This is a genomic window from Streptomyces nogalater, from assembly GCF_039532885.1.
Taxonomy (GTDB): domain Bacteria; phylum Actinomycetota; class Actinomycetes; order Streptomycetales; family Streptomycetaceae; genus Streptomyces; species Streptomyces nogalater.
This window is the reverse complement of record NZ_BAAASM010000069.1, coordinates 1-17,810: the sequence shown is the minus strand read 5'-3', so window position 1 is coordinate 17,810 and position 17,810 is coordinate 1. Positions and strand designations below refer to the sequence as shown.

Sequence of the window (17,810 nt, the reverse complement as noted above, 5' to 3'; positions counted from 1 at the left end):
CGCCCGAGAGGGGCCCGTCGGCCAGGCCCCGGGTACACGTTGCTGGAAGACGCCGGGACTGCCCGCGGGGTTGCGTGTCGGTGGGGTGAGCGATGATGGGGAGACCGAAAACAGTCGTAGTTTCCGTGGCGCCCCTCCGGGGCGCCGCCCCGTCCGGAGAGGTCTCCCATGGCACCGCGCATCCTGCTGGCCCGGCACGGGCAGACGGCCTGGTCGCTGTCCGGCAAGCACACCGGCAGGACCGATGTGCCGCTGCTGGAGGAGGGCCGGCACGGGGCCAAGCTGCTCGGCGAGCGGCTGCACCGGGCTCCGCTGGACGGGCTGGCGGACGTGGAGATACGCACCAGCCCGCTCTCCCGCGCGCGCGAGACGTGCGAACTCGCCGGGTTCGGCGAGCGGGCCGAGCGCTGGGACACGCTCATGGAGTGGGACTACGGCGCGTACGAGGGGATGACCCCGGCCGAGATCCAGGCGGTCCGCCCGGGCTGGCTGATCTGGCGGGACGGGGTCCCGGGGGGCGAGTCCGTCGCCGAGGTCGCCGCGCGCGCGGACGAGGTGGTGTCCTGGGCCCGCTCGGCCGACCGCGACGTCCTGGTCTTCGCCCACGGGCACATCCTGCGGTCGATCGGGGCGCGGTGGCTGGGGCTGGGGCTGGACTTCGCGGCGCGCATCCGGCTGAACCCCACGTCCCTGTCCGTCCTGGGCTGGGCGTACGGCGAACCGGCGATCGAGAACTGGAACGACGTGGGGCACCTGACCGGCTGACGCGGTGACGCGGTGACGCGGTGCGGGCGGCGCGGGCGCGGGGGACCGGAGGGTGAGCCGACCGGTGACTACACCGGCCCCCCGCCCCGGTCCGGCTTCGACCCCTTGTACGCCGCGTGCCGGTCCAGGAAATCCGCCACCCCCGAGGCCCGCCGGTGCGGCAGCAGTACCCGCGCCGTCCCGGCCAGCATCTGCTGGATCCGCGAGGACTGGACCTGGTCCAGCAGCGCGAGCACCCGCAGCCCCGCCTGCGCCGCCTCGTCGGGGCGGCCCTCGCGGGCGAGGTCGTCGGCCAGCTCGGCGGTGTAGAGCGCGATGTTGCGGGTGAAGTGCGGATCCTGCGCCTGCGCGGCGCGCCGGGCCTGCCGGGACGCCCGCCGCCAGTCGCCCAGCGCGGACCAGCACTGCGCCTCCAGGCCCGCCAGCTCGGCCTCGCCGTAGAAACTCATCCACTCCGGGTCGGCGTCCGCGCGGCCCCGCTCGAACAGGGCCTGGGCGCGCGCCAGCGCCCGCTCACAGCCGGTGCGGTCGGCGAGCCCCGCCCAGCCGCCCGCCTCGCGCAGCGCCAGCAGGGACAGCAGCCGGGCCGAGCCGAGCGGCCGGGCGGCGCGCTGCGCGGCCTGCGCGGCCCGCACCGCCTCCCGGGGGCGGCCCGCGTCCCGGGCGAGGAAGGCGGTGTTGCAGAACGCGTGCGCCTCCAGCCCCGCGTCCCCGGTCATCCGGGCGGTGGCCAGCGCCTCCGCGTAGTGCGAGCGCGCGTCGTCGAAGCGGCCGGAGTCGTGGGCCAGCCAGCCCACGGAGATGGCGAGTTCACCGGCGCCCGCGTGCAGCCGGTCGGCGGTGGTCTGCCGGGTGGCTCCGGCGTCGAGCAGCGCGTAGGCGGCGCGCAGCGGGGCCGCCGCGCGCCGGTACAGGCCGTCGGCGCCGTGCCGGTCGTCGAGCAGCCGGATGCGGCGGACGGCCTCCTCCAGGGCCATGGCCTCGGGAAGTCCGGCGCGCGGCGGCAGCCGGTCCGCCGCCGCGGCGGACGGCGTGAGCCCCAGCGGGGCCAGGGTGGCGGCGGCCACCGTGGCGCCTCCGCCGGTCATGAATGCGCGACGCAGCACGTCGCTCTCCTCGTGGTTCAGGGGGTCGTTCTGCCGGGGGCCCCACAGGTCGTACGGCCCGGCGGTCCCCGGCGACTCACCGGGGGTCTCCTCGGGGATCTCCTCGGGGGCGGGCCCCCGGAAAGGCGCCACGGCCGTACGCGCCGCCCGGCCGCGGACGGACGAACGGGGCACGAAGCCCAGGTCGGTGAGGGCGCGGCCGGGGAACATATGCAGGAACACCCGCTCGTAGGCGTAGTTGGGGCAGCGGATCTCGCCCGCCTCGACCCGGCCGATGTAGCGCGCGTCACAGCTCACCCGCTCGCCGATCTCGCGCGCGGCCCGCCGCACCAGGGCCGCGAACTCGGCCGGGGAGCGCGGGCCCCGCAGCCGGCGGAAGGCGAGGTTCGGCCGGGGCGGCCGGTCGGGCTGTGACGAGGTCACCGTTGACGACGCCATGGCCGGGTCCTCTCGTGCGAACCGTCGAACCATGCCGGGACCGGGGCGGTTCCGGGGCGGTACCGGGACCGAAAGCCTGGGTGGCGCTCCGGTTCCGGCGGGCACGAACGTACCCGCTGTACGGGGTCCGGCACGCGGTGTTTGGCCGCGAACCGGATAACTCCCGCGCGATCTGCCATGAAGTGCCATCCTTTACGGCGCACTTGGGCCGTGCCCGTTGACGTGCTCGCGCGTTGAACCCCATGGACCGCAACAGGGCTGTGTGGAGGCCGGCATGGAGACCAGCCAGAGCAACGAACCTTGTATGTCGCCGTCGTCGTCCCCGTGCGCGGGCGACCCGGCATGCGACCTCGTGACGGTACCGGCCCGGCAGGGGCTGGAGGCGGTCGACATCCTGCGGCGCGCGGGAGCGGACGCGGTGGGGCCCGTTCTGCACGACGACGACCGCGACACCCTCGGCTTCCTGGTGCCGGCCGGCACGGCGGCCTGCTGGGACGTGCCGGGCAGCACCTGCACCGAGACGGACGGGCGCGGACTGCGCCTGGACCCCGGCCCCCCGGTGGCGGGCTCGGACTGGCTGCTGCCCCCCGGCGAGGCCGACCCCGCCACGGACCCGGCGGTACTGCGCCGGGCCCTGGGGGAGGCGGCCCGGCTGATCGAGGTGGCGGACAAGTGCTGCTGAGGCGCGTGCACGCGTGCCGGGGTGCCGGACACGTGCTGCCGGGGTACGGGCACACGTGCTGCCGGGGTGCGGGCGCACGTGCTGCCGGAAGGGCGTGCCCCGCGCCCTGACCGGCCGCCGCCACCGCTGCCGCGCCCTCCCGTGACACCTGCGAAAATGGGCGGATGGGCAGGTCCAGGAACACCCGGCGCAGGCCGGCCGCAACCGTCGAGGAGCCGGTCGACGGCGGTCTCGCACAGCTCGTCCCCGACCCCGATCGCGGCCGGGCCTGGACGCTGCTGATCGACGGTGCGCCCCAGTCGCACGTCGACCTGGACGACCCGGCCTACCTCTCCTTCGACTACCAGCGGCGCCTCGGCCATGTCATCGACCTCGCCGCCCCGCCCGGCCGGCCCGTGCACGCCGTGCACCTCGGCGGCGGCGCCTTCACTCTCGCCCGGTACGTCGCCGCGACCCGGCCCCGCTCCACCCAGCAGGTCGTGGAGCGTGACGCGAGCCTGGTCGGGCTGGTCCGCCGCGAGCTGCCGCTGGATTCGAACGCGCGCGTCCGGGTGCGCGCGGTGGACGCCCGGGCGGGTCTGGCCAAGGTGCCGGACGGCTGGGCCGACCTGGTCGTCGCCGATGTGTTCAGCGGCGCCCGCACCCCCGCCCACCTCACCTCCACCGAGTTCCTCGACGAGGTCCGCCGGGCCCTGAAACCCTCCGGGAGCTACGCGGCCAACCTCGCCGACGGCCCGCCGCTCGCCCACCTGCGCGGCCAGATCGCCACCGCCGCCGCCCGGTTCGGCGAACTCGCGCTGATCGCCGACGCGGCCGTGCTGCGCGGCAAGCGCTTCGGCAACGCCGTCCTGGTCGCCTCCGACGCCCCGCTGCCGCTCGCCGAACTCACCCGCCGCGCCGCCTCCGACCCGCACCCCGGCCGGGTCGAACACGGCCGGGCGCTCACCGACTTCACCGGCGGCGCGGTGCCGGTGACGGACGCGGCCGCGGTGGCGTCCCCGGCCCCGCCGCCCTCGGTGTTCCGCTAGGGCGGCGGCTCGGCAGGCGCGGGCCACCGCGGGACGGTGCCGGGTCAGGAGGCCGGCGCCGACGCGGCGCCCTCGTGCACGCGTGGCCTGTCCCGCCCGGGCGCTGAAGCCGGGGCACCGGCTGCCCGTGGTGATCGCGGCGCCGGCCGGGCTCGCCGGAGCCCTCCCGGCCCTCCTCTGCGTGCTGTACTCCGCGCTCGAAGCTCGAAGCTCGAAGCTCGAAGCTCGAAGCGATCGCCTGACGTCCGCGTCCCCCGCCGGGGACGGCGAAGGGCGCGGCCCGCCCCCCACGACGGGCCGCGCCCTTCGGGTCAGGCGGCCGGCAGCGGCGGCAGCGCGCCCGTGCGGGCCGCCTCGCCGTACCAGAGGGCGCTCGACTTCGGGGTCCGCTCCAGCGTCGCGTAGTCCACGTAGACCGCACCGAACCGCTTGCCGTAGCCGTACGCCCACTCGAAGTTGTCCATCAGCGACCACAGGTAGTAGCCGCGTACATCGGCGCCGTCGGCCATGGCCCGGCGCACCTCCGACAGGTGGCCGTGCAGATAGGCGATGCGCTCGGGGTCGTGCACGCGGCCGTCGGGATCGGGCTTGTCGTCGTAGGCCGCGCCGTTCTCGGTGATGTACAGCGGCAGGCCGGGCGCCTCGCGCGCGTAGCGCGTGATCAGGTCGTACAGGCCCGTCGGGTCGATGGTCCAGCCCATCTCCGTACGCTCGCCCGGCGTCTGGTGGAAGACGATGTCGTCGGCGCACGGCCAGGGGGAGTGCTCGCTGGCGCCGTGCCCGTCCGACCGGGGACCCTTCGTCTCGCCGGACGCGGCCGAGACCAGCGCCGGCGTGTAGTAGTTCAGGCCCAGCGCGTCCAGCGGCGCGTTGATCGTGCGGACGTCGGTGTCCAGGACGTGACTCCAGTCCGTCACCGAGCGCGTGGCCTCGAACAGCGACTCCGGGTACGCCCCGTGCAGCATCGGCCCGTGGAAGACCCCGTTGGCCAGATCGTCGATCCGGCGGACGGCGGCCAGGTCGGCCGGGTCCTGGCTGAGGGGGCGCACCACCGAGGAGTTGAGGCTGACCGCGATCCGGTTGCGGGCCGGCATCACCGCGCGCAGGGCGGACACCGCCAGCCCGTGCCCGAGGTTGAGATGGTGGGCGGCACGCAGGGAGGCCGCCGGGTCGGTGCGGCCGGGCGCGTGCACCCCGGAGCCATAGCCCAGGAAGGCGCTGCACCAGGGCTCGTTGAGGGTGATCCACTGCTCCACCCGGTCGCCGAGCGCCTCACCGACCAGCCGCGCGTACTCGGCGAACCGGAACGCGGTGTCCCGCTCCGGCCAGCCGCCCGCGTCCTCCAGCTCCTGGGGCAGGTCCCAGTGGTAGAGCGTGAGCGTCGGCTTGATGCCGTGCTCCAGCAGCTCGTCCACCAGCCGGCGGTAGAAGTCCAGGCCGCGCTGGACCACCGGGCCCCGGCCCGTCGGCTGCACCCGGGTCCAGGACACGGAGAAGCGGTACGCGGTCAGGCCCAGCTCCGCCATCAGCGCCACGTCGTCGCGGTAGCGGTGATAGTGGTCGACCGCGATGTCCCCGGTCTCCCCGCCGGCCGTGCGGCCCGGCGTATGGCTGAAGGTGTCCCAGATCGACGGGGTGCGGCCGTCCTCCCCCACCGCCCCCTCGATCTGGTACGCCGAGGTCGCGGCGCCCCAGAGGAAGGCGGGCGGAAAGGTCTGTGTCATCGGTTCGGGCATGGAGGCTCTCCCAGGGGTCGAGTGCACGCATTATGCATGGGAGCGCTCCCACGATGGAAGGGGGAACGTGCGGTGGCGTGGTGGCGACAGGGGGGCGCGCGAGAGTGCGGGCGCCCCTCGTCAAGCCGACTCCCGCACCACCAGTTCCGTGGGCAGCACCACCCCGCGCTGCCCCGTGCCGCGCTGCGCGATCTCCTCCAGCAGCAGGCTCGCCATCGTGCGGCCCATCTCCGCCAGCGGCTGGCGGACGCTGGTCAGCGGCGGATCGATGTGCCGGGCCACGATGGAGTCGTCGAAGCCGACCAGCGCCACGTCCCGGGGTATCCGGCGGCCCGCCGCGCGCAGTTCCTGCACCGCGCCGGAGGCCATCACGTCGGAGGCGGCGAAGACGCCGTCGAGATCCGGGCGCCGGCGCAGCAGTTCCCGCATGGCCGCGCGCCCGCCCTGCTCGGTGAAGTCGCCGGCCGCGATCAGCTCCTCGGCGACGGCCACCCCGGCCTCCCGCAGCGCGTCCCGGTAGCCGTCGAGCCGGGCCCGCGCCGCGTCCATGTCCAGCGGGCCGGTGATGGTGGCGACGGCCCGCCGCCCGCCCGCCAGCAGGTGCCGTACGGCGAGCCGGGCCCCGCCCCGGTTGTCCGCGCGGACGTGGCCCAGCCGCTCGGCCTCGCCGCGGCGCCCGGCGAGCACGGTCGGCACGGCGAGTTCCGCGAGCCGGTCGGGCAGGGTGTCCTCGGCGTGCACGGCCATCAGCAGCACCCCGTCCACCCGCTGCGCGGCCAGGTAGCCGGCCAGCCGGCCGTACTCGGTCTCGTCGCCCGTGAGGACCAGCAGCAACCGCATCCCCGCGCTGGAGAGCCCGGCGGACACGCCGAGGATGATCTCCGAGAAGTACGGCTCGGCGAACAGGCGGCTCTCGGCGTCGGGCACGACCAGCGCCACCGAGTCCGTGCGGCGGGTGGCCAGCGAGCGGGCGGCGGGGTTGGGGACGTAGCCGAGTTCCGCGATCGCCCGCTCGACGGCCGCCCGGGAGCGGTCGCTGACCTTGGGGGAGCCGTTGATGACCCGGGAGACCGTGCCGCGGCCCACGCCGGCGCGGGCGGCCACGGCGTTCAGGGTCGGTCGCCGCGCGTCCGCCGTCCGGCGCGGCTGCGGCTGTTCGGCAGAACTCATCGTTCACCTTCCGGCGGTCCGGGTCGGGGGCGCTTCATTCTGGCCCAGGAATTCCCGCAACCGCCCCACGGCGGCGGGCAGATGACCGGGTAGAGCGGCCGGACCGCGGGTGACCTGGGCCTACGCCGGCCTCAACGGCCGGATGACGGGCCCGCCGAGGTGAGCGGGGCGACACGTTCCCGTGACGTACGGAACACGCTTGCGCAACAACGCCGTCTTCAAGTCTTGACACCCGGCCCCGGCACCGACGAGTCTTCCGGCATGCCGCGTGGGAGCGGTCCCACGGGGTGACCGTGGCTCTCTTCCGTGTGGACGAAACCACCCATGGCCTTCCCCTCTACCTTGCATGGCACACCGTTGACCAGCACGTTTCCATCGCACACCGTGTGCTGTTGGCTAGCCGCTGCTCGATCCGAGAGGGCAGGTCCACACCGCCCGGCCCGGCGGTCCGAATCCTGAGGTCCCGTTCCCCACTGGAACAAGGAGTAGTGGAATGCGCATCACCCGTACCGGCGGTGGCCACGGCCGCAGAGCGGCGATCGTGGCCACGACGGCCCTGACCGCCTCCGCCCTGCTGCTGACCGGTTGCAGCAGCGACGACGGCGACTCCGACAGCGCGGACGCGAACGGCAACATCACCCTCACGGTCGCCGACTACGGGCAGTTCGGCTACAAGGAAGCCAAGCTGTTCGAGAAGTACCACGAGCTGCACCCGAACATCACGGTCAAGGAAGAGACCACCGCCAGCGAGCAGGACTACTACCCGAAGCTCCTTCAGCAGCTGAACACGGGCAGCGGCCTGGCGGACGTCACCGGCATCGAGGTCGGGCGCATCAAGGAGGTGGTGGACACCCAGGCGGACAAGTTCACCGATCTCAGCAAGGACATCAACGTCGGCGACTGGGTGTCCTGGAAGGCCAAGCAGGCCACCACCAAGGACGGCGCGGTGATCGGCGCCGGTACCGACATCGGCCCGATGTCCCTGTGCTACCGCAAGGACCTCTTCGAGAAGGCCGGCCTGCCCACCGACCGCGAGGCCGTCGCCAAGGCCGTCGCCGGCGGCTGGGAGGACTACCTCAAGCTCGGCGAGCAGTACCAGAAGAAGGCGCCGTCCGGCACCTACTTCATGGACTCCGCCTCCGCGATGTACAACGCGGTCGTCTCCTCGTCCTCCCAGCAGTACTACGACGCCGACGGCGAGCCCGTCTACAAGGACAGTCCGTCCGTCAAGCAGGGCTGGAACCTGGCCGCGGAAGCCGCCGAGAAGAAGCTCTCCCAGGGCCTGCCGCAGTTCACCGACGCCTGGTTCGCGGCGCTGCGCAAGGGCAGCGTGGCCACCGTGGCCTGCCCCGCCTGGATGTCCACGCAGATCGTCACCTACTCCGGTGACACCTACAAGGGCAAGTGGGACATCTCCCGCGCGCCCGGCTCCACGGCGGCCAACTGGGGCGGCTCCTTCCTGACCGTTCCCAAGAGCGGCAAGCACGTCAAGGAGGCCACCGAGCTGGTGAAGTGGCTGACCGCGCCCGAGCAGCAGGCCGCGGTGTTCAAGGCCGCCGGTATCTTCCCGTCCAACCAGAAGGCCTACGAACTGGCCGACGTGAAGAACGCCAAGCTCCCGTACTTCAGCGACGCCCCCATCGGCCAGATCTACGCCGAGGAGGCCAAGTCCATCCCCGAGGCGGTGCTCGGCCCGAAGGACGGCGTCATCAAGGACACCATCTCCACCCAGATCAACAACATGGAGAAGCGGGGCACCAAGCCCGACGAGGCCTGGGACGCCGCGACCGAGACGCTCGACAAGGCGATCGGCTGACCGGCCCGGGTGCGGGCGGCCCCGGTCGCCCGCACCCCGCCCGCACGGGCACCCCGTTTCCGCCGCCGGCAGCGCAGACCGGCGCGCGGCACGGGGATCCCGGCCCGGTCGTCCCACTCCCGCCGGGCCCGGCCTCCGCGCCGGCGACGGGAGCCCGACGACAGGACCCGGGCCCGTGCGGGTGAGCGCCCGACGACGTGGAGCGGTGCCCGGCACAGGGCACCGCCGCGGCGTCACCGGCGGGGACCGGCGGCCGACGGCCGGGTTCCGCCCCACACGCACGTCAGGCCGCGGCACGGGTCGTCCGCCACCGTACCGATCCGCGCGGGGAGCGGCGGACCGGTCCCGGTCCGGACCGCGCCGTACGCCCCACCGGCCGAAACCTTCAGGGAAGGACTCCCTCCGTGGCAACGACAACCCCCGCCCGGGGTGCCTACACCCCGCCGTCCGGCGGCTCCGGTGCCGCGTCGAACGGACGCGGCACATGGCGCAGCCGGCTGTGGCGCTTCGACGACAAGGCGTCGCCGTACGCCTACATCGCCCCCTTCTTCCTGATCTTCGGCGCCTTCGGGCTCTACCCGCTCCTCTACACCGGCTGGATCGCCCTGCACCGGGTGGAGATGACGGGCCTCGACCAGTCCGAGTGGGTCGGCTTCGACAACTTCGCCAGGATCCTCCAGGACTCCGAGTTCTGGACGGCCGTCTTCAACACCTTCGTCATCGGTGTCATCTCCACCGTGCCGCAGCTGCTGGTGGCCCTCGGCCTCGCCCACCTGCTCAACTACAAGCTGCGCGCCAGCACCTTCTGGCGGACCGTCATCCTCACCCCGTACGCCACCTCGGTCGCCACCGCCGCCCTCGTCTTCGCGCTGGTCTTCCGCGCCGACGGCGGCATCCTCAACTGGGTGCTGCACTTCTTCGGCGTCGGCAACATCGACTGGGGCAACGGGAACTGGACCTCCAAGATCGCCATCTCGGTCATCGTGATCTGGCGGTGGACCGGCTACAACGCCCTCATCTACCTGGCCGCGATGCAGGCGGTCCCCACCGATCTGTACGAGGCCGCCTCCATCGACGGGGCGTCGCGCTGGCAGCAGTTCCGCAAGGTGACCATTCCCTCGCTGCGGCCGACGATCCTGTTCACCATCGTCATCTCGACCATCGGCTCGATGCAGTTGTTCGGCGAGCCGCTGCTGCTCCAGGGCGGCACCCTCGGCTCGATCGGCGGCAGCGAGCACCAGTACGAGACGCTCAGCATCTACCTGTTCAACTACGGCTGGAAGCTGGGTCATCTGGGACCGGCGGCGGCCGTGGCCTGGGCCATGCTCGTCCTGCTGCTGCTGATCGCCCTGATCAACTGGATCGTCGGCCGGTTCGTGCGCAAGAACGCGGCCTGACGGGAGCGACATAGATGACCACGACCAGTCCCACCAAGACCTCGTCGCCGGGCCTCGTCCCGGCACCGTCTCCCGCCGCCCCCGGCAAGGCCCGGGGCCGCCTCCGCATGGGCGCGGGCCAGCAGTTGCGGGGCGGCCCGTTCACCTACGCCGCCCTGATCGTCGTCGGCCTCGGCTCGGTCTTCCCGCTGTACTGGACCCTGGTGGCCGCCTCGCACGACCAGCAGCGGGTGCTGGACAGCCCGCCGCCGCTGGTGCCCGGCGGCCGGCTGTGGAGCAACCTCCAGGCGGCCTGGGACCAGGCACACCTGGGCAAGGCCATCGTCAACAGCGTGATCGTGGCCGGCAGCATCACCGTCGCCACCCTGTTCTTCTGCACCCTTGCCGGCTACGCCTTCGCCAAGATGCGCTTCCGTGGCCGCAACGTGCTGATGACCGCGGTCATCGCCACTCTGACGATCCCGCCCCAGCTCAGCGTCGTCCCGCTGTTCATGATGATGTCGGACATCGGGTGGGGCGGAAAGCTGGAGTCGGTGATCTTCCCGACCCTGGTCGGCGCGTTCGGCGTCTTCTTCATGCGCCAGTACCTCATCGAGGCGCTGCCGTACGAGCTGATCGAGGCGGCCAAGGTGGACGGGGCGAGCAACATCCGCATCGTGTGGAGCGTGGTGCTGCCCGTGGCCCGGCCCGCGATGATGGTGCTGGGCATGCTCACCTTCGTCCAGGCCTGGAACGACTTCTTCTGGCCCTTCCTCGCGCTGAGCCCGCAGGACCCCACCATCCAGGTGGCGCTCGGCCAGCTCAGCGCCTCCTACACGCCCGACCAGAGCATCGTCATGGCCGGCGCGCTGATCAGCACCCTGCCGCTGCTGGTGGTCTTCGTGATCTTCGGCAAGCAGATCGTCGGGGGGATCATGGCGGGCGCGGTCAAGGGCTGAGCCCCGGCCGCCGGTCCGGCCCCCGCCGCGGGGGCCGGCACCCCGCCGCCGGTCCGGCCCGCCAGGCCTCACCGGCCCATCAGGCCGCACTGGCCCAGCAGGCCTCACCGGCCCACCGCACCGCCCCGTTCGGCCGGCCCATGCTTTGGCCCGCCGTCCCCGTCCCACCGTCGGAACCGCGTCCCACCGCCGGCCCGCCCCTCGTGCCCGGTCCGGTACCGCCCAGCCCTCCATCCGCCCCGCAGCGGGCCGTACCGGACCGGGCACCCCCCGGCCCCGCCGGGGCCGTACCCCCTCTGCCGCACCGCCGGACCGCCGTCCGGGGTCCCGTCACTCTTCGCTTTGGGAGCGCTCTCGTCATGACCGCCGTACGACCCGAGACCACCGTCCAGCCTGCCTCGGACACCTCCTTCCCGACCGGCTTCGTCTGGGGTGCCGCCACCGCCGCCTACCAGGTGGAGGGCGCCGCCACCGAGGACGGCCGCACCCCCTCCATCTGGGACACCTTCAGCCACACCCCCGGCAAGGTCCGCAACGGCGACACCGGTGACATCGCCGCCGACCACTACCACCGGTACCGGGACGACGTGGCGCTGATGAAGGACCTCGGCCTCAAGGCCTACCGGTTCTCCATCTCCTGGCCCCGGGTCCAGCCCACCGGCCGGGGCCCCGCCGTCGAGCGCGGCCTGGACTTCTACCGCCGCCTGACCGACGCCCTCCTGGAGGCGGGCATCACCCCGGTCGCCACCCTCTACCACTGGGACCTGCCGCAGGAGCTGGAGGACGCGGGCGGCTGGCCGCACCGCGACACCGCCCACCGGTTCGCCGACTACGCCGCCCTCGCCGCCCGCGCCCTGGGCGACCGGGTCGGGATGTGGACCACCCTCAACGAGCCCTGGTGCTCGGCGTTCCTCGGCTACGGCTCCGGCGTGCACGCCCCGGGCCGGACCGACCCGGCCGCCACCCTGCGCGCCGCCCACCACCTGAACCTGGCCCACGGCGAGGCCGTCGGCGCCCTGCGCACCAACCTGCCCTCCTCGGCGCAGGTCTCCATCACCCTGAACCTGCACCAGGTGCGCCCGCTCACCGGCAGCCCCGAGGACGCCGAGGCCGCCCGCCGCATCGACGCCGTCGGCAACCGGATCTTCACCGGCCCCCTGCTGGACGGCGCCTACCCCGAGGACCTGCTGCGCGACACCGCGCACCTGGTCGACTGGGACGAGCTGGTGCGCGCCGGGGACCTCGCGGAGATCTCCCGCCCCCTCGACGTGCTCGGCGTCAACTACTACGCGCCGACCGTGGTCTCCCTGCCCGCCGACGGCGCCGCCAGCACCCGCGACGACGGCCACGGCGCGAGCGACCACTCCCCGTGGACCGGCTCCGAGCAGGTCGCCTTCCACCTCGCCAACGACGACCTGACCGCCATGAACTGGGCCATCGACGCGAGCGGACTGCACACCCTGCTGACCGGGATGTCGGCCCGGTACCCCGGACTGCCGCTGATGGTCACCGAGAACGGCGCCGCCTTCGACGACTACGTCTCGCCGGAGGGACGGGTCGAGGACCCGCAGCGGATCGCCTACCTCCACTCCCACCTGGACGCCGTCCGCCGCGCCATCGCCGACGGAGCCGATGTGCGCGGGTACTTCCTGTGGTCCCTGCTGGACAACTTCGAGTGGTCCTACGGCTACTCGAAGCGCTTCGGCGCCGTCTACGTCGACTACCCCACCCAGCGCCGCATCCCCAAGGCCAGCGCCCGCTGGTACGCCGAGGTGATCCGCAACAACGCCCTGCCCGCCTGACGGTCCCCCGTCGCCCGCGGAATCGAAGGCGCCGCCGTCACGCTGTTACATTCCTGGCCTGACCGGTGAACGGAAGGCGGCGACCATGGCAGGCAGCGGTGTGAGGGGCCGGGGCGGCCGGCGGCCGACCCTGGAGGAGGTCGCCGCCCGGGCCGGGGTCGGACGGGGCACGGTCTCCCGGGTCATCAACGGCTCGCCCCGGGTCAGCGACGCCACCCGCGCCGCCGTCGAGGCGGCCGTCGCCGAGCTGGGCTACGTCCCCAACACCGCCGCCCGCGCCCTCGCGGCCAACCGCACCGACGCCATCGCGCTGGTCGTCCCCGAGCCGGAGACCCGGTTCTTCGCCGAGCCGTACTTCTCCGACATGCTGCGCGGGGTCGGCGCGGAACTGTCCGACACCGAGATGCAGTTGCTGCTGATCTTCGCGGGCAGCGACCGGGAGCGGCAGCGGCTGGCCCAGTATCTGGCCGCCCACCGGGTGGACGGCGTCCTGCTGGTGGGCGTGCACGCCGACGACCCGCTGCCCGATCTGCTGGCCCAGCTGGAGATCCCAGCCGTGATCAGCGGCCCGCGCTCGGCGGCCGAGTCGCTCACCTCGGTGGACTCCGACAACTACGCCGGTGCCCGCGCGGCCGTGGAGCACCTGCTGTCCCGGGGCCGCCGCCGGATCGCGCACATCACCGGCGCGCTGGACGTCTACGGCGCCCAGCGGCGCGCCGACGGCTACCGCGACGCCCTCGCCGACGCGGGCCGCCCGGCGGATGAACTCCTCATCGAGCCGGGTGACTTCACGGAGGAGGGCGGCCGGCGCGCGATGGCCACGCTGTTGTCCCGCCACCCCGACCTGGACGCGGTGTTCGCGGGCTCGGACGTGATGGCGGCCGGCGCCCGCCAGGTGCTGCGCGAGGCGGGCCGCCGGATCCCCCAGGACGTGGCGCTGGTCGGCTACGACGACTCGGCCATCGCCCGCCACATGGACCCGCCGCTCACCAGCGTCCGGCAGCCCATCGAGGAGATGGGCCGCGCGATGATCGACCTGCTCCTCACGGAGATCGCCGGCCGGGGCCCGGCCGCGTCGCGGGACACCGCCCCCCGCCGGGCGGTGCTGCCGGTGCAGCTGGTGGTGCGGGCGTCGTCGTGACGCGGCTCACCGGCCGGGCTCCGACCGGACCCCGGCCGGTGGAGGGACGGGAAAACGAATCAGCCGGTGACTTACGTCTTCCGACGTAAGTCACCGGCTGATCACTCAGGGTGAGTGACGGGACTCGAACCCGCGACATCCTGGACCACAACCAGGTGCTCTACCAGCTGAGCTACACCCACCACGACCGGCGGTGGAACTTGTCGTTTCCCCGACCGGCCGAGAAGAAGTCTACAGGGTTCTCAGGGGTGCTCGCGCACACGTTTTCGCGCGGGCCGCCACGGGGCGGCTACGGCGCGGGTACGACGTGCCGGGCGGCGATCTGCTTGGCGGTGTCGGAGTCCGGGCCGGGCTGGGGCACGAAGATGGCCTCGCGGTAGTAGCGCAGCTCGGCGATCGACTCGCGGATGTCGGCGAGGGCCCGGTGGTTGCCGTTCTTCTCCGGGCTGTTGAAGTACGCCCGCGGGTACCAGCGGCGGGCCAGCTCCTTGACCGAGGAGACGTCGACGATCCGGTAGTGGAGGTAGTCCTCCAGGGTCGGCATGTCCCGCAGCAGGAAGCCGCGGTCGGTGCCCACGGAGTTCCCGCACAGCGGGGCCTTGCCGGGCTCCTTCACGTGCTCGCGCACATACGCCAGGACCTGCTCCTCGGCGTCCTTCAGGGTCGTGCCCCGCTCCAGCTCGGCGAGCAGCCCGGACGCGGTGTGCATCTGACGCACCACCTCCGGCATCGTCTCCAGCGCGCGGGCCGGCGGACGGATGACGATGTCCACTCCCTCGCCGAGTACGTTCAGCTCGGAGTCGGTGACGAGGGCGGCCACCTCGATGAGCGCGTCGTCGGACAGCGAGAGGCCGGTCATCTCGCAGTCGATCCACACCATGCGATCGTTCATGCGACCACCCTAAAGCGCACCTGAGCTTTTCAGGCGACCGGTGCTCCGCGGAAAGGGCGGGAGAAGGGCGCCGCCCGGCCGGAAACCGGAAGGGGGCGGACAGTCCGCCCCCTTCCAGTGCCCTCAGTTACCGCTGCGCGGGCCCGGTAGCAGGCCCACCGCGCCGGCCGGGGCGCGGCGGCTCTGCAGCGGTACTCCGCCGTCGCGGTGCTCGTGGAGCAGCGCGGGGGCGGGGCCGCTCACCGGTCCCGGCCCGGACAGCCCCGTGGGGGTGCCCTGCGGGCCGGCCACCGGCATCGCCGGCTCCGGCTCGCCCGGCTTGTCGCCCTGCGGCCGGCGGGCCCGGTAGGCGGCCCGGTAGGCGGCGGGGGAGGAGCCGAGCTGACGGCGGAAGTGGCCGCGCAGGGCCACCGGGGAGCGGAAGCCGCAGCGGCCCGCCACCTCGTCCACCGAGTAGTCCGACGTCTCCAGCAGCCGCTGCGCCTGGAGCACCCGCTGCGTGATCAGCCACTGCAGCGGCGCGCTCCCGGTGAGCGAGCGGAACCGGCGGTCGAACGTGCGGCGGCTCATATAGGCGCGTGCCGCCAGCGTCTCCACGTCGAACTGCTCGTGGAGGTGTTCCAGCGCCCAGGCGACGACCTCGGCGAGCGGGTCGGCGCCGATCTCCTCGGGTAAAGACCGGTCGAGGTAGCGCTCCTGCCCGCCCGACCGGCGCGGCGGGACCACCAGGCGCCGGGCGAGCGCGCCGGCCGCCTCGTTGCCGTGGTCCGTCCGCACGATGTGGAGGCAGAGGTCGATCCCGGCCGCCGTGCCCGCCGACGTCAGCACATCGCCGTCGTCGACGAACAGCTCCCGCGGATCGACGTGCACCGACGGATAGCGCTTGGCCAGCGTCGGCGCGTACATCCAGTGGGTGGTCGCCGGGCGGCCGTCCAGCAGCCCGGCCGCCGCGAGCACGAAGGCACCGGTGCACAGCCCGACGATGCGGGCACCCTCCTCGTGCGCCCGGCGCAGCGCGTCGAGCGCCTCCTCCGGCGGCGGCGAGGTGATCGACCGCCAGGCCGGCACGACGACCGTCCCGGCGCGGGAGATCGCCTCCAGCCCATGCGGTGCGGTGAGTTCCAGGCCCCCTGTGGTCCGCAGCGGGCCCTCCTCGCCCGCGCACACCAGCAGCCGGTAGCGCGGTACGCCGGCGTCCTGGCGGTCGATGCCGAACACCGAAAGCGGAATGGAACTCTCGAAGATGGGGCCGCCGCTGAACAGCAGCACCGCGACGATTTCCTTACGGCGTCGCCCGGACAGTTTCCGGGCTGCGGCGTCCTGCGCGGCAGTGGAGTCGTGGCTCATACTGCTAAGCCCCCCTCGGTGGTCGCGGCTCCTCGGTTGTGTCGCTCCTGCACGTTTCCCCTCGGTCCTGCACGAGTCCCCCGCCGTAAAGACAGTCAAGATCGAATTTACTGGTTCCCGCGAACACGCGGTGGCCAGTTCGACACGCCGGACATTGTCGACATGACAACTTGGCGTGAAGCATTCGATCACGAAGCGTTGCACTCACGAGGCGTGCAGGGAAGTGCGCCTTGTCGTCGTGGCCAAACCGCATAGGGTGCGCGACGGCTCGCGGACCCTTTCCTTGCAGGTCGAACGGCGATTGGAGGGTGGGTCGGAGCCCTCTGGGTCGATATCCAGAAGTTGGCTGAAAAGCAGCGTTCGGAGGCGCGAAAACAGGTCAGTCGACCGGTGTCTGGCCCCGGGTGTGACGTCCGCCTCTTTGCGTGGCGCAACGCGCGGCACACCGCTCCGACCGGCGCAGGAGCAGTCGGCAGACGGCCGTGACGGCGGTGAGACCCAGCGCGGTGCCGGCGGCGCCGGCCAGCGAGGTGCCGTACCAGAGCAGGACGACCGGTACGAGCACGCAGCTGAAGGCCGCCCACCGGATCACCTCGCCGACGGTGTCCTGCGCGGGGCGGGACTCGGTGCTGGATCGAGGTCCGGGCATCTCGTACTCCCTGTGGCGGTGGCTCACCCCGGTTCAACGCGCGTTCGACCGGCCGGTCACCGACCGTACATCTGTGAACGGTGTGCAAACCGCCTGTACGGGACAGCAACCATTGCGTTACGGGCGCGGCTCGTGCATGCTCCGGTGAACCCCTACGGATGTCGGGGGACCGCTTACGGAGCGTGCGCGGGATCTGGGCTCAGGAGGCGTGCCGCCGTACCCTTGGGGGTATGGGCTTGGGAAGATGTTTCCCGGACACAGCTCCGCCGCACACTGTCGTCCCTTCCCATAAAGGATCACAACGCCGAGACAGCCATGGCCGGTCACGAATTCTTCGAACCAGCGGACCGCAAGCGGCCGGTCGCCGACCCCACGGCGGCCGATCCCCTGGCGGCGGAAGAGTCACGTCCTTCCTGCGACCCCGCCTTCCGGCACGGAGTCGTCGTCGGCTTCGACGGCTCCACCTCCAGTGAGCGCGCCCTCGCCTACGCGATCGGCATGGCCCACCGCTCCCGCTCGGGACTGATCATCGTCCATGTCGCCAACCGGCTGCCCACGACCGTGTGGGCCGGCTGCGAACCGCCCGTCTTCGTCGACGTGCCGGACCACCGCACCGAGGTCCTGGGGCTCGAACTGGCCTGTGCGGACTATCTGGCCGAGGTCCCGTGGATCCTGGTCGAGCGGGGCGGGGACATCTGCCACGAACTCGAAGAGGTCGGGCGGGAGTACGAGGCCGACGCGATCGTGGTCGGCTCCACGCACGGCATCGTCGGCCGGATCTTCGGCTCCGTCGCCGGACGGCTCGCCAAGCGGGCGCGGCGGCCCGTGATCGTCATCCCCTAGGCCGTTTCCTTCGGATCACCTCGCCGACCAGATGAAGATGGCGGCGAGGTGGAGTCCGGC

The 17,810-nt window shown here is 72.9% G+C and carries 15 protein-coding genes and 1 tRNA gene; 9 read left to right on the top strand and 7 right to left on the bottom strand.

Features of this window, described 5'->3' with window-relative positions:
- The first annotated feature begins 168 nt into the window (after positions 1-168).
- Positions 169-765 (top strand): histidine phosphatase family protein, encoded by a 597-nt coding sequence (locus tag ABD350_RS33855; RefSeq protein ID WP_344352892.1) that lies wholly within the window; start codon positions 169-171, stop codon positions 763-765.
- Between the two features lie 68 nt (positions 766-833).
- On the opposite strand, the gene ABD350_RS33850 is transcribed toward ABD350_RS33855, so the two are convergent.
- The gene (locus ABD350_RS33850; protein WP_344352890.1) at positions 834-2,309 is read right to left on the bottom strand and encodes an NsdA family TPR-like regulatory protein; all 1,476 of its coding nucleotides are present in this window, start codon (positions 2,307-2,309) and stop codon (positions 834-836) included.
- A gap of 274 nt (positions 2,310-2,583) precedes the next feature.
- Between ABD350_RS33850 and ABD350_RS33845 the strand changes: the two genes are divergently transcribed.
- Both ABD350_RS33845 and ABD350_RS33840 read left to right on the top strand, forming a co-directional pair.
- The gene (locus ABD350_RS33845; protein ID WP_344352889.1) at positions 2,584-2,991 is read left to right on the top strand and encodes a hypothetical protein; all 408 of its coding nucleotides are present in this window, start codon (positions 2,584-2,586) and stop codon (positions 2,989-2,991) included.
- Between the two features lie 164 nt (positions 2,992-3,155).
- A complete protein-coding gene (locus tag ABD350_RS33840; RefSeq protein WP_344352887.1) occupies positions 3,156-4,019 on the top strand; it encodes a spermidine synthase in 864 nt (287 codons plus the stop codon).
- A gap of 311 nt (positions 4,020-4,330) precedes the next feature.
- Here ABD350_RS33840 and ABD350_RS33835 read toward each other — a convergent pair whose 3' ends face one another.
- Both ABD350_RS33835 and ABD350_RS33830 read right to left on the bottom strand, forming a co-directional pair.
- Positions 4,331-5,755: a GH1 family beta-glucosidase gene (locus ABD350_RS33835; protein ID WP_344352885.1), complete on the bottom strand. Its 1,425-nt coding sequence runs from the start codon at positions 5,753-5,755 to the stop codon at positions 4,331-4,333.
- A 120-nt stretch (positions 5,756-5,875) separates the two neighbouring features.
- Positions 5,876-6,925, bottom strand: coding sequence for a LacI family DNA-binding transcriptional regulator (locus tag ABD350_RS33830; protein ID WP_344352883.1), 1,050 nt, complete (start codon positions 6,923-6,925; stop codon positions 5,876-5,878).
- 493 nt (positions 6,926-7,418) lie between these two features.
- On the opposite strand from ABD350_RS33830, the gene ABD350_RS33825 reads away from it, so the two are divergent.
- The 5 genes from ABD350_RS33825 (at position 7,419) to ABD350_RS33805 (ending at position 14,019) form a co-directional block, all read left to right on the top strand.
- Positions 7,419-8,741 (top strand): ABC transporter substrate-binding protein, encoded by a 1,323-nt coding sequence (locus ABD350_RS33825; RefSeq protein WP_344352881.1) that lies wholly within the window; start codon positions 7,419-7,421, stop codon positions 8,739-8,741.
- Between the two features lie 404 nt (positions 8,742-9,145).
- Positions 9,146-10,138 (top strand): carbohydrate ABC transporter permease, encoded by a 993-nt coding sequence (locus ABD350_RS33820; RefSeq protein ID WP_344352879.1) that lies wholly within the window; start codon positions 9,146-9,148, stop codon positions 10,136-10,138.
- A gap of 14 nt (positions 10,139-10,152) precedes the next feature.
- Positions 10,153-11,076 (top strand): carbohydrate ABC transporter permease, encoded by a 924-nt coding sequence (locus ABD350_RS33815; RefSeq protein WP_344352877.1) that lies wholly within the window; start codon positions 10,153-10,155, stop codon positions 11,074-11,076.
- Positions 11,077-11,435: 359 nt separating this feature from the next.
- A complete protein-coding gene (locus ABD350_RS33810; protein WP_344352875.1) occupies positions 11,436-12,878 on the top strand; it encodes a GH1 family beta-glucosidase in 1,443 nt (480 codons plus the stop codon).
- An 85-nt stretch (positions 12,879-12,963) separates the two neighbouring features.
- Complete coding sequence (locus tag ABD350_RS33805; protein WP_344352873.1) at positions 12,964-14,019, top strand: LacI family DNA-binding transcriptional regulator; 1,056 nt, start codon at positions 12,964-12,966, stop codon at positions 14,017-14,019.
- Between the two features lie 109 nt (positions 14,020-14,128).
- On the opposite strand, the gene ABD350_RS33800 is transcribed toward ABD350_RS33805, so the two are convergent.
- From ABD350_RS33800 to ABD350_RS33785, 4 genes are all read right to left on the bottom strand, one after another.
- Positions 14,129-14,201, bottom strand: a tRNA-His gene (locus ABD350_RS33800).
- A 107-nt stretch (positions 14,202-14,308) separates the two neighbouring features.
- On the bottom strand, positions 14,309-14,911 hold the full coding sequence (orn, locus tag ABD350_RS33795) for an oligoribonuclease (protein ID WP_344352871.1): 603 nt from the start codon (positions 14,909-14,911) through the stop codon (positions 14,309-14,311).
- 123 nt (positions 14,912-15,034) lie between these two features.
- The gene (locus ABD350_RS33790; RefSeq protein WP_344352870.1) at positions 15,035-16,258 is read right to left on the bottom strand and encodes a helix-turn-helix domain-containing protein; all 1,224 of its coding nucleotides are present in this window, start codon (positions 16,256-16,258) and stop codon (positions 15,035-15,037) included.
- A 379-nt stretch (positions 16,259-16,637) separates the two neighbouring features.
- Positions 16,638-16,907 carry a hypothetical protein gene (locus ABD350_RS33785; protein WP_344352868.1) on the bottom strand — a complete coding sequence of 90 codons (270 nt, stop codon included), beginning with the start codon at positions 16,905-16,907 and terminating at the stop codon, positions 16,638-16,640.
- Between the two features lie 315 nt (positions 16,908-17,222).
- Between ABD350_RS33785 and ABD350_RS33780 the strand changes: the two genes are divergently transcribed.
- Positions 17,223-17,750 (top strand): universal stress protein, encoded by a 528-nt coding sequence (locus tag ABD350_RS33780; RefSeq protein WP_030618650.1) that lies wholly within the window; start codon positions 17,223-17,225, stop codon positions 17,748-17,750.
- Positions 17,751-17,810: the final 60 nt, after the last annotated feature.

Bases quoted from the DNA above. Each gene is read 5' to 3' on its own strand.
- ABD350_RS33855 (WP_344352892.1), top strand. From the start codon at position 169: ATGGCACCGCGCATCCTGCTGGCCCGGCACGGGCAGACGGCCTGGTCG.
- ABD350_RS33785 (WP_344352868.1), bottom strand. From the start codon at position 16,907: ATGCCCGGACCTCGATCCAGCACCGAGTCCCGCCCCGCGCAGGACACC.
- ABD350_RS33835 (WP_344352885.1), bottom strand. From the start codon at position 5,755: ATGCCCGAACCGATGACACAGACCTTTCCGCCCGCCTTCCTCTGGGGC.
- ABD350_RS33850 (WP_344352890.1), bottom strand. From the start codon at position 2,309: ATGGCGTCGTCAACGGTGACCTCGTCACAGCCCGACCGGCCGCCCCGG.
- ABD350_RS33805 (WP_344352873.1), top strand. From the start codon at position 12,964: ATGGCAGGCAGCGGTGTGAGGGGCCGGGGCGGCCGGCGGCCGACCCTG.
- ABD350_RS33840 (WP_344352887.1), top strand. From the start codon at position 3,156: ATGGGCAGGTCCAGGAACACCCGGCGCAGGCCGGCCGCAACCGTCGAG.
- ABD350_RS33825 (WP_344352881.1), top strand. From the start codon at position 7,419: ATGCGCATCACCCGTACCGGCGGTGGCCACGGCCGCAGAGCGGCGATC.
- ABD350_RS33790 (WP_344352870.1), bottom strand. From the start codon at position 16,258: ATGAGCCACGACTCCACTGCCGCGCAGGACGCCGCAGCCCGGAAACTG.
- ABD350_RS33810 (WP_344352875.1), top strand. From the start codon at position 11,436: ATGACCGCCGTACGACCCGAGACCACCGTCCAGCCTGCCTCGGACACC.
- ABD350_RS33830 (WP_344352883.1), bottom strand. From the start codon at position 6,925: ATGAGTTCTGCCGAACAGCCGCAGCCGCGCCGGACGGCGGACGCGCGG.
- ABD350_RS33845 (WP_344352889.1), top strand. From the start codon at position 2,584: ATGGAGACCAGCCAGAGCAACGAACCTTGTATGTCGCCGTCGTCGTCC.
- orn (WP_344352871.1), bottom strand. From the start codon at position 14,911: ATGAACGATCGCATGGTGTGGATCGACTGCGAGATGACCGGCCTCTCG.
- ABD350_RS33780 (WP_030618650.1), top strand. From the start codon at position 17,223: ATGGCCGGTCACGAATTCTTCGAACCAGCGGACCGCAAGCGGCCGGTC.
- ABD350_RS33815 (WP_344352877.1), top strand. From the start codon at position 10,153: ATGACCACGACCAGTCCCACCAAGACCTCGTCGCCGGGCCTCGTCCCG.